General features: G+C 32.3%; 9 protein-coding genes and 1 pseudogene. 9 read left to right on the forward strand and 1 reads right to left on the reverse strand.

Features of this window, described 5'->3' with window-relative positions; translation table 11 throughout:
- Positions 1-854: 854 nt before the first annotated feature.
- On the reverse strand, positions 855-1,250 hold the full coding sequence (locus tag WC622_RS15890; protein ID WP_372820675.1) for a hypothetical protein: 396 nt from the start codon (positions 1,248-1,250) through the stop codon (positions 855-857).
- A gap of 167 nt (positions 1,251-1,417) precedes the next feature.
- On the opposite strand from WC622_RS15890, the pseudogene WC622_RS15895 reads away from it, so the two are divergent.
- The 9 genes and pseudogenes from WC622_RS15895 to WC622_RS15935 all read left to right on the forward strand — a co-directional run.
- A pseudogene (locus WC622_RS15895) lies at positions 1,418-1,566 on the forward strand (ATP-binding protein); the annotation flags it as partial.
- A 207-nt stretch (positions 1,567-1,773) separates the two neighbouring features.
- Positions 1,774-2,193, forward strand: a complete 420-nt coding sequence (locus WC622_RS15900) for a hypothetical protein (RefSeq protein ID WP_372820676.1) — start codon at positions 1,774-1,776, stop codon at positions 2,191-2,193.
- Between the two features lie 495 nt (positions 2,194-2,688).
- Positions 2,689-3,237: a hypothetical protein gene (locus WC622_RS15905; protein ID WP_372820677.1), complete on the forward strand. Its 549-nt coding sequence runs from the start codon at positions 2,689-2,691 to the stop codon at positions 3,235-3,237.
- A gap of 84 nt (positions 3,238-3,321) precedes the next feature.
- The gene (locus tag WC622_RS15910) at positions 3,322-3,819 is read left to right on the forward strand and encodes a phosphoheptose isomerase (RefSeq protein WP_372820678.1); all 498 of its coding nucleotides are present in this window, start codon (positions 3,322-3,324) and stop codon (positions 3,817-3,819) included.
- Between the two features lie 89 nt (positions 3,820-3,908).
- Positions 3,909-4,637, forward strand: a complete 729-nt coding sequence (locus WC622_RS15915) for an acyl-CoA desaturase (protein WP_372820679.1) — start codon at positions 3,909-3,911, stop codon at positions 4,635-4,637.
- 99 nt (positions 4,638-4,736) lie between these two features.
- Positions 4,737-5,069: a DUF1475 family protein gene (locus WC622_RS15920; RefSeq protein WP_372820680.1), complete on the forward strand. Its 333-nt coding sequence runs from the start codon at positions 4,737-4,739 to the stop codon at positions 5,067-5,069.
- A gap of 42 nt (positions 5,070-5,111) precedes the next feature.
- On the forward strand, positions 5,112-5,921 hold the full coding sequence (locus tag WC622_RS15925; protein ID WP_372820681.1) for a DUF1295 domain-containing protein: 810 nt from the start codon (positions 5,112-5,114) through the stop codon (positions 5,919-5,921).
- Between the two features lie 77 nt (positions 5,922-5,998).
- Entirely contained in the window at positions 5,999-7,066 is a 1,068-nt protein-coding gene (locus WC622_RS15930) for a class I SAM-dependent methyltransferase (protein WP_372820682.1), read from the forward strand.
- Positions 7,067-7,093: 27 nt separating this feature from the next.
- On the forward strand, positions 7,094-8,377 hold the full coding sequence (locus WC622_RS15935) for an NAD(P)/FAD-dependent oxidoreductase (protein ID WP_372820683.1): 1,284 nt from the start codon (positions 7,094-7,096) through the stop codon (positions 8,375-8,377).
- Positions 8,378-8,483 lie beyond the last annotated feature (106 nt).

Below are 8,483 nucleotides of genomic sequence, written 5' to 3' on the forward strand. Positions count from 1 at the left end.
ATCTGACCTTGATCCGCGAAAATTCTTTTACAACTGTTCATCATTAAAATAATGAACAAATATAAGCATTTAAGCAATTACTTAAATACAAATTATGCAATTCAGGGATAGGATATCTTCTAGATGCCAATCAATAGATTGTCTGTTGTGATCATTGCGCAATTCTCATCTAGGGAAAGAAATATTGAACGGATTAATGATGGGTCTAAAGATGCAGAAATCAATTTGTCACCAAAAATGGTGAAGATTTGTCGCAATACAATATATTGCGACAAATCCTCTTTGTTTTTGTCGCAATACTTTGAAATTGTCGCGATATGAAAGACGAACGGAAACAACAGATAGTGGAAAAACCATAACCTATTGACCCCTCTTTACCAAAAATAAGTTATTGATTATTGTCTGACAACCAGTTTGCTTTGCGGTATTCCGAAATTGGCGGAACGGGGTTAATCAAATTGGTTTATCCAAGCAGGTATTTAATGTATAAAACTCAGCCAAAACTCAGCCAAATTATAGAAATTCTTCCGAAAAATTGCCATTAAAATTTTCCGAAAAAAAAGACTAAAAAACGGCTAATTTTAACATGAAATTGATGATTTAACGAAAATTTTATTTGTTGACAATAATGTGATCGACACAAAATAGATTTAAAATATGTCTTTAAAGTGGTTTAAATGATGTTTTTTGTTTATCTTTATTTTTAAATTTTAATTAAAAACTCAGCCAAAACTCAGCCAAATCACTCAAAATGACGGATAAAAAACCCCTTTTAGAGCATCAAAAACAGCGTTTAGAGCTCGCAATTGATGAAATATCCACTCCGATATTCTCCACCAAATCTTTTTGGTAAATTACCAGACAGTATTTACTGCACTACACAACACACCTTTTTTTCCGTAATCGGTAAACCATAACTGACCTACACCTAATCCCCATGAACCATCTTTTGAATCAAATAGGAGGTTTTGCCAACTAAGATCCCTCTCAATTTCCGATTTGAATGTTTTGGTAAAAATTCGTTCGTAATTAAAAATAAAATCTTTATTGTTTCTTAAAACAATCACTTTATTTTTAATAGTTACCTTAATTGGATAGAAAATCATATTTGATAATCTTACTTTCTCAGTTTTATTTAAAGCAGAAATAAAAGATTTCATGGCACTTAATTCAAAATCTTCTGGACTTTGTTGTGCTTTTATCAATAATGGGATACTTATAAATAAAATAAGTGAGAATAATTTCTTCATGTATGTGTCATAAGAGGGAATAAAATTAAATCAATTTTTATGAGAAAAAAATCATCTTTAAGGATGAATAATAATTGGTTTTATTTTAAATAAAGATACATTTCCCATGTTGTAAAGAAATCAATTTGTTTTGTAAATTTTTATGTTAAAATAAAGTCTGACATATATCAATGGAAAAACTAGGGTTATCAGAATGGGCTTACGACCGTATTTTAAAAGTTTCCCGAACTATAGCAGTTTAGCTGGAAGTGAAACGATTGAAACTGCACATTTAGCAGAAGCTATTCATTACAGGAGTTTGGATAGGGAAAGTTAGATGGGTAGTTTGATATATACAACAGCGGTATAAAAAAATTAACACACATAATTTAAATCAAGATATGAAAGTTTGACCTGCAAAAAAATATTTCATGATTTATTCAAAAATGATTTTAATTTGGTGTAATTATTAATGATATTTAGAAAATATCTTATAATAATAATCTCTTTAAGTTATATGTATAATAATCCATATACCTTCAATATGAATTTAATAATTAAGCATACTGTCAAAATTTTTCTAATATTAATTTGTGCAGTCTCTTTTAATTCGGACGTTCTTGCGCAAGAGAAAGCATATAGACCTGCAAAGGAACCTTACGCATCACTTTCTAGCTTGGAAAAGCAAGAGGTTCAAAAAAAATTAATTTCTAAACTACGTGCTGATACGGATTTTATAGCTATGCAGAAGGCTGAAACTGAATTTTTTAATGACATGGCATCAAAAGCGAAGCAAAACAATAATTCAGAAATTAAAAAAGCTGACTCACTAAAGTCAAAAAGAAGTGAAAATACATTTCAAATATTTAGCTCATTAGTTATATTAATGAAAAAATACCCCGAATTGCGCCAGTTTGATTCAGAAACTTTAAAGACAGTTATGAAACAAGCAAGGGCTAAATAGATAGACAACTATTAGCTCTTGAAATCTCAGAATCATAAATTTCTTTATTACATGGTGAAAACATAAATTAAAATTTTGATTTTGGTTCAAGTGAGATAGCAATGTCCAAATAACGACCCAATACATGACGGTCAACATGACTAAAATATCTTTCTAATTTTTAGTCAAAACACTGTCTATAGATGACTCATTAATGATATAGTAACATGAATAGCTACCGCTTCGCAGTTGCTCAATAAATTCTGTAATCTTTTTATTTTAATGGTCAGAACAAGAACATTTATAGTTCATTTCTCCCATATTCCTCCTAGTCTTCTCCTACATTCCTTCTGCTAAACGCCGTTTTAGAAGAACAAACATAGGGTAAACCTCGAACAACACTAGAAGAAAACAACTTTTATACTGACATTTCCAGACATTCACAGACATTTTCAGACATTTCAAATCAGGACGAAAATTTTTTCTATTCTCAAGAAAAAATATTTATCTTCATTTATGAAAAAAATTATTTTAACGCTAGTAAGTTTAAGTTTTTTTATTGCTGTTCAGGCACAAAAAGCTTTACCAGAAATTAAAGCGAGCACCATAATGAGTGCAAGTGCTTTTGTTCAAGGTCAAGAATATCCTTTAACTATAACAGTTAAAAGTTTAACGGCCCCAATTACACTTGCGTGGTCTGTAGAGGGGTATGGAGATGGTACTTTTGAAATGAGTGAAAAGGCGATGCAAAGCGGAACAACCTTATTTTTGGGACAACCAGGAACAGGTGCTACTAAGTTGGCAGATAATGAAACCTACTGTTTGATCTCTAAAGCTGCTTTTAAATCTTTGACAGATACCAAAACCTTTACCTATAATGGAATAAAATTTAAAGTTGCTTCAGATACTACTCCAATGAAATACGGAGGGAAAGAGGCAGATATTGTTAAAGTAGCTAGTGAAGACAGTAAAATGCAACTATGGATTTTAAATAACCCGAATTTGCCGTTTATTGTACAAACAGCAGGCTTACCTATTGATATTTTAATAAACGATATCAAATAAAAGCAACAAAATTTTATTAGTTTTTAAATAAAAATAGAGCCCAGTTGGGCTTTTTTAATTTGTAACCCGTATTTTTACGGCAATATGGAAACTCAGAAGAAAGATATATTCGATACCGTTGCTCAACGTTTACAAATTGAAGGCTTTAACGTTGTAAATCGTGATGAAACCCGTCCATGGGGTGGTTTTTTTGTAATAGATGAAGCGCAGGCGCAACAATTTGCAGATACTTATTTTGATGGTTTAGATGTAAACAGCTTAAAAATTGGCGGTAAATTAAGTCCCAAAGTTTTAATTGTTGCACCAGGCACACGCCTTTCATGGCAATACCATCATCGCAGAGCGGAAATTTGGCAAGTAGTTAGTGGTACCGTTGGTATTAAAACTAGCGAAACTGATGTAGAGGGTGAATTAAAAAAATATCAACCTAAAGATCAAATTAAATTACAACAAGGTGAACGTCACCGTTTAATCGGATTAGAAGATTGGGGTGTTGTAGCAGAAATTTGGCAACATACAGATGCTTCAAATCCATCAGATGAAAGCGATATTGTTCGTGTACAAGACGATTTCGGTAGATAATCATATTCTCGTCACTATATTCCTCTTTTGTAACGAATTAAAACTTAATTGTTCTAAAATTCGTTTATAATAATACACACAACTACTACATGATTATTCTATTTTTCTTTTTAGCTCACTGGTTTTTATCCCTTTTTAGTCAAACCTTTTTTCTACACCGCTATTCTTCGCATAAGATGTTTAAAATGGAATTATTTTGGGAGCGATTTTTCTATCTCATTTTATTAATTTCTCAAGGTTCATCATTCTTAAATCCAAGAGCATATGCTATTTTGCATCGCATGCACCATGCCTATAGCGATACGGAGAAAGATCCACATTCACCACACTTTTTTAAAGATGTATTTGGGATGATGATCGCCACGAAGAATATGTACATGAACTATCTTCAATATAAAATAGAACCTGAACCAGCTTTTAGAGGAAATTATCCTGAATGGCCATTGGTTGATAAAATTGGGAATTCTTGGATTTGGAGAATTGCTTGTGGTTTGTTTTATATTGGTTTTTACATTGCTTTTGCAGAATATTGGTGGATGTTTATTTTATTGCCAATTCACTTTTTAATGGGACCACTGCATGGCGCTATTGTAAATTGGTGTGGACATAAATATGGATATTCAAATCATGATAATGAGGATCATAGCAAAAATTCATTGCCTTGGGACTTCTTGTTAATGGGCGAATTGTTTCAGAATAATCACCATAAAAAACCAAACAGCCCAAATTTTGCAACCAGATGGTGGGAGTTTGACCCAACTTACCCGATGATGAAAGTTTTACACTGGATGAGAATTATAAGAATTAGAAAAATCTAATTATATTTATAACTATACTATAGTAAAGGTTGGTACGCGTACTAACCTTTTTTTGTTTGTAAAAAAACTTGCATTACTCTTTTTTCGTTTATTGCATATATGATTACCATCTTAAAGATTATTTTCTCAGCACTTTTGGTTTGGGTGACGTACATAGTTGTCAGTACAAGCCTAGAGAGTTCGTTAATAGAACAATGGGATTTTTTAGGTTCAATACCTTGGATGAGGGCAACACTATGGGATTTCTATGCAAATATTTTCATTATCGCCTTGTGGATGTTTTATAAAGAAAAATCGGTTCTTCTTAAAATCGTTTGGGTAATTTTATTCGTATGTTTAGGGAGCATTGCTACTTGTTCTTATGTCTTGATTAAATTGTTCAAACTTAAACCAGGGGAAGGTATTAATGAATTGGTGGGAAATAGGAATTGATTGGCCATAGCCAGTAACTATTAACCATTAACTATTTTATATATGGATTACAAACATCTATTTTTTATCGCACTCATCTCTCTTATTGCCTGTTGCACCATTATGCTTTTGGTATGGCTATGGGCAAAAAAAATAAAAAATGCTGGAATTGTAGATGTATTTTGGGCACTAAATTTTCCAGTCATCACTATAATTACCTTTTTCTTATCGGAAGGATTTGAGCCTCGTAAGTTATTAATTTGTGGTATGTTTTTAATTGCCGAACTAAGACTTGGAATTCATCTTTGGAAACGTGTAATTGGTCATTTAAATGAAGAAGAGGGGAGATACAAACAATTGCGGAAGGAATGGGGAGATAAAGCGAATAGGAACTTTTTCTTTTTCTTTCAGTTTCAAGCCATATCAAATGTGATATTAGCTATTCCATTTTTTATTGTTACTGCAAATCCATCAACAGAAATTTCGATTTTAGAATATATTGGATTAGGTATTTGGATTGTTGCTTTTATTGGAGAAATGATAGCAGACAACCAACTAGCTACATTTAAAAAAGATGCAAAAAACAAGGGAAAAGTTTGCGATACAGGTTTATGGTACTATAGCCGCCATCCCAACTACTTCTTTGAATGGTTAACGTGGGTAGCGTATTTTGTTTTTGCATTAGCATCACCTTTGGGTGTTTTAGCAATCATCAGCCCTGCTATAATTTTATATTTATTACTAAAAGTTACCGGTGTACCAAATAACGAAGAACAGAATTTACGAAGTAAGCCTGAAGCATATAAAAACTACCAAGAAACAACTTCTTCCTTTTTTCCATGGGGAAAAAAGGATGCAAGAGGTAAAATGTAAATGATTGGGCAACTTAAACCGTACATCTACCATCTTACCTTTTACATCTAGCATAATACTTAACATCTTACATTAAAATGTGGTACGATAAATTAATAGAAAAAGATAAACTCCCTGATTCAGTTTTAAGAGCAGGAATTAGAAAACTCTTAAAACAACGCTTAAAAGACGAAATTGTAGGCGACGAAGAATTACAACAACGCAAGTTTATTAACTTGGTGGATGAATTAAAATCATCACCAATTGCAATAAATACTATTGATGCAAACGAGCAACACTATGAATTACCGACGGAATTTTTTCAATACTGTTTAGGTAAAAACCTAAAATATAGCAGTGGATATTGGAATCCTGGAGTAAAAGATATTGATATTGCTGAAGAGGATATGTTGGCTTTAACTTGTAAAAGAGCCGATTTGCAAAATGGACAACATGTATTAGAATTAGGTTGTGGTTGGGGTTCATTGTCCTTATATATGTCTGCAAAATTTCCTGACAGTACCTTTACTGTTGTATCGAATTCGGCAACGCAAAAAATATTTATAGATAATACAGCAAAACAAAGAGGCATTCAAAATCTAAAAGTTTTAACTGCAGATATGAATACATTTACAATTGCCGATAGCTTTGATAGAGTTGTTTCTGTAGAAATGTTTGAGCACATGCGTAACTATAAATTGTTATTGGCAAAAGTTTCATCTTTTCTAAAGCCCGATGGAAAACTATTCGTTCATATTTTTACGCATAAAAGTTTAGCATATAAATATGAAGTAATTGATGAAAGCGATTGGATGAGTAAATACTTTTTTACTGGTGGAATAATGCCATCGAACCATTTGTTTTTTTACTTTAATGACGACCTGAAAATTACCAATCATTGGGTAGTGAATGGCACAAACTACGGCAAAACTTCTGAAGCTTGGTTAAGCAACATGAATAAACACAAAACGGAAATTATGCCTATTTTAGAAAACACATATGGTAAAAATCAAGCTGTAAAATGGTGGGTGTATTGGCGTTTGTTTTACATGGCTTGTGCCGAATTGTTTAACTATAATAAAGGCAACGAATGGATGGTTTGTCATTATCTGTTTAGCCCCACCCAACCTCCCCAAAGGGGCGGAGTGGTTAGCGCCCAAGCATAATTTATTAAAATAATACAATTAATTTTTATGGACAATATTAACTCCTCCCCTTTGGGGAGGCCAGGGAGGGGAAGATTAGCAATAATAGGCACAGGTATAGCAGGAATGGGCTGTGGACATTTTCTTCATAAAAAATACGATATCACACTTTTTGAAGAGCTCAACTATATTGGTGGTCACACCAATACTGTCACGGTAAAAGAAGGCGAAAAAGAAGTTTTTATTGATACAGGATTTATGGTTTTTAACTATGAAACTTATCCTAATCTGTGCGCTTTGTTTAAAGAAATAGATGCGCCTGTAAAAAAAACAGATATGTCTTTTAGTGTGCAATATTTGCCTAATGGATTAGAATATTCTGGTTCGAGTATAAAGCATCTTTTTGCACAGAAACGAAATGTTTTTAATCCTTCTTTTTTAAAAATGTTGATGCAGATTAATCGCTTCAATAAGGAAAGTGTATCCATTTTGGATGATCCAAAATACGTAGATTATTCTCTCAGAAGATATGTAAAAGAGTTCGGTTATGGAGAGGATATGGTTTGGAAATACTTGATCCCAATGAGTTCTGCAGTTTGGTCTACACCGATGGAACAAATTTTAGATTTTCCTGCTGTTTCTTTAATTAGGTTTTTCAAAAATCATGGTTTTTTAGGTTTAGATACGCAACACCAATGGTATACATTACATAACGGCAGTCAGGCTTATCGAGAAAAACTCATTGCACCTTTTAGAAATAACATCAGAATAAATACCAAAATTACCAGCGTTGAGCGTTTAGAAACCGGAAAAGTTTTAGTAACTACTTCAAAAGGTGAGGAATTAGAATTTGATAAAGTAATTATGGCAAGTCATGCTAACCAAACTTATCAAATTGTAAAACACAAAACTGAAGATGAAGAACGACTTTTATCTAAATTCAATTATCAGTCCAATACTGCAATTTTACATACCGACAAAACGCAAATGCCTAAGAAAAAATTAGCTTGGAGTAGTTGGAATTATAGGGTAGAAAAGCACGGAGATGTTTTAATGCCAAGTACAATTTATTGGATGAATAAATTACAAGGAGTATCCGAAAATATTGAATATTTTGTTTCTATTAATCCATCAGCTACGCTTGATAAAAGTAAAATAATTAGAGAGATAGCTTATGAACATCCATTATTTGATGTGCCAGCAATGAAAGCGCAAGCAGAACTACACAAACTAAATGAAACTGGTCCTATTTATTATTGTGGAAGTTATTTTAAATATGGTTTTCATGAAGATGCCTACAAAAGTGCGGTAGATTTGTGTAAATTGTTATAGTGATTTGTCATCCTGAGCATTGCGAAGGATCTCATTTGTGTGTATTCTAAAAAGAGATTCTTCGTTGCACTCAGAATGACAAAATTTGTTTAAAATGAACCTAAAC

It is taken from the genome of Pedobacter sp., assembly GCF_041662865.1.
Taxonomy (GTDB): domain Bacteria; phylum Bacteroidota; class Bacteroidia; order Sphingobacteriales; family Sphingobacteriaceae; genus Pedobacter.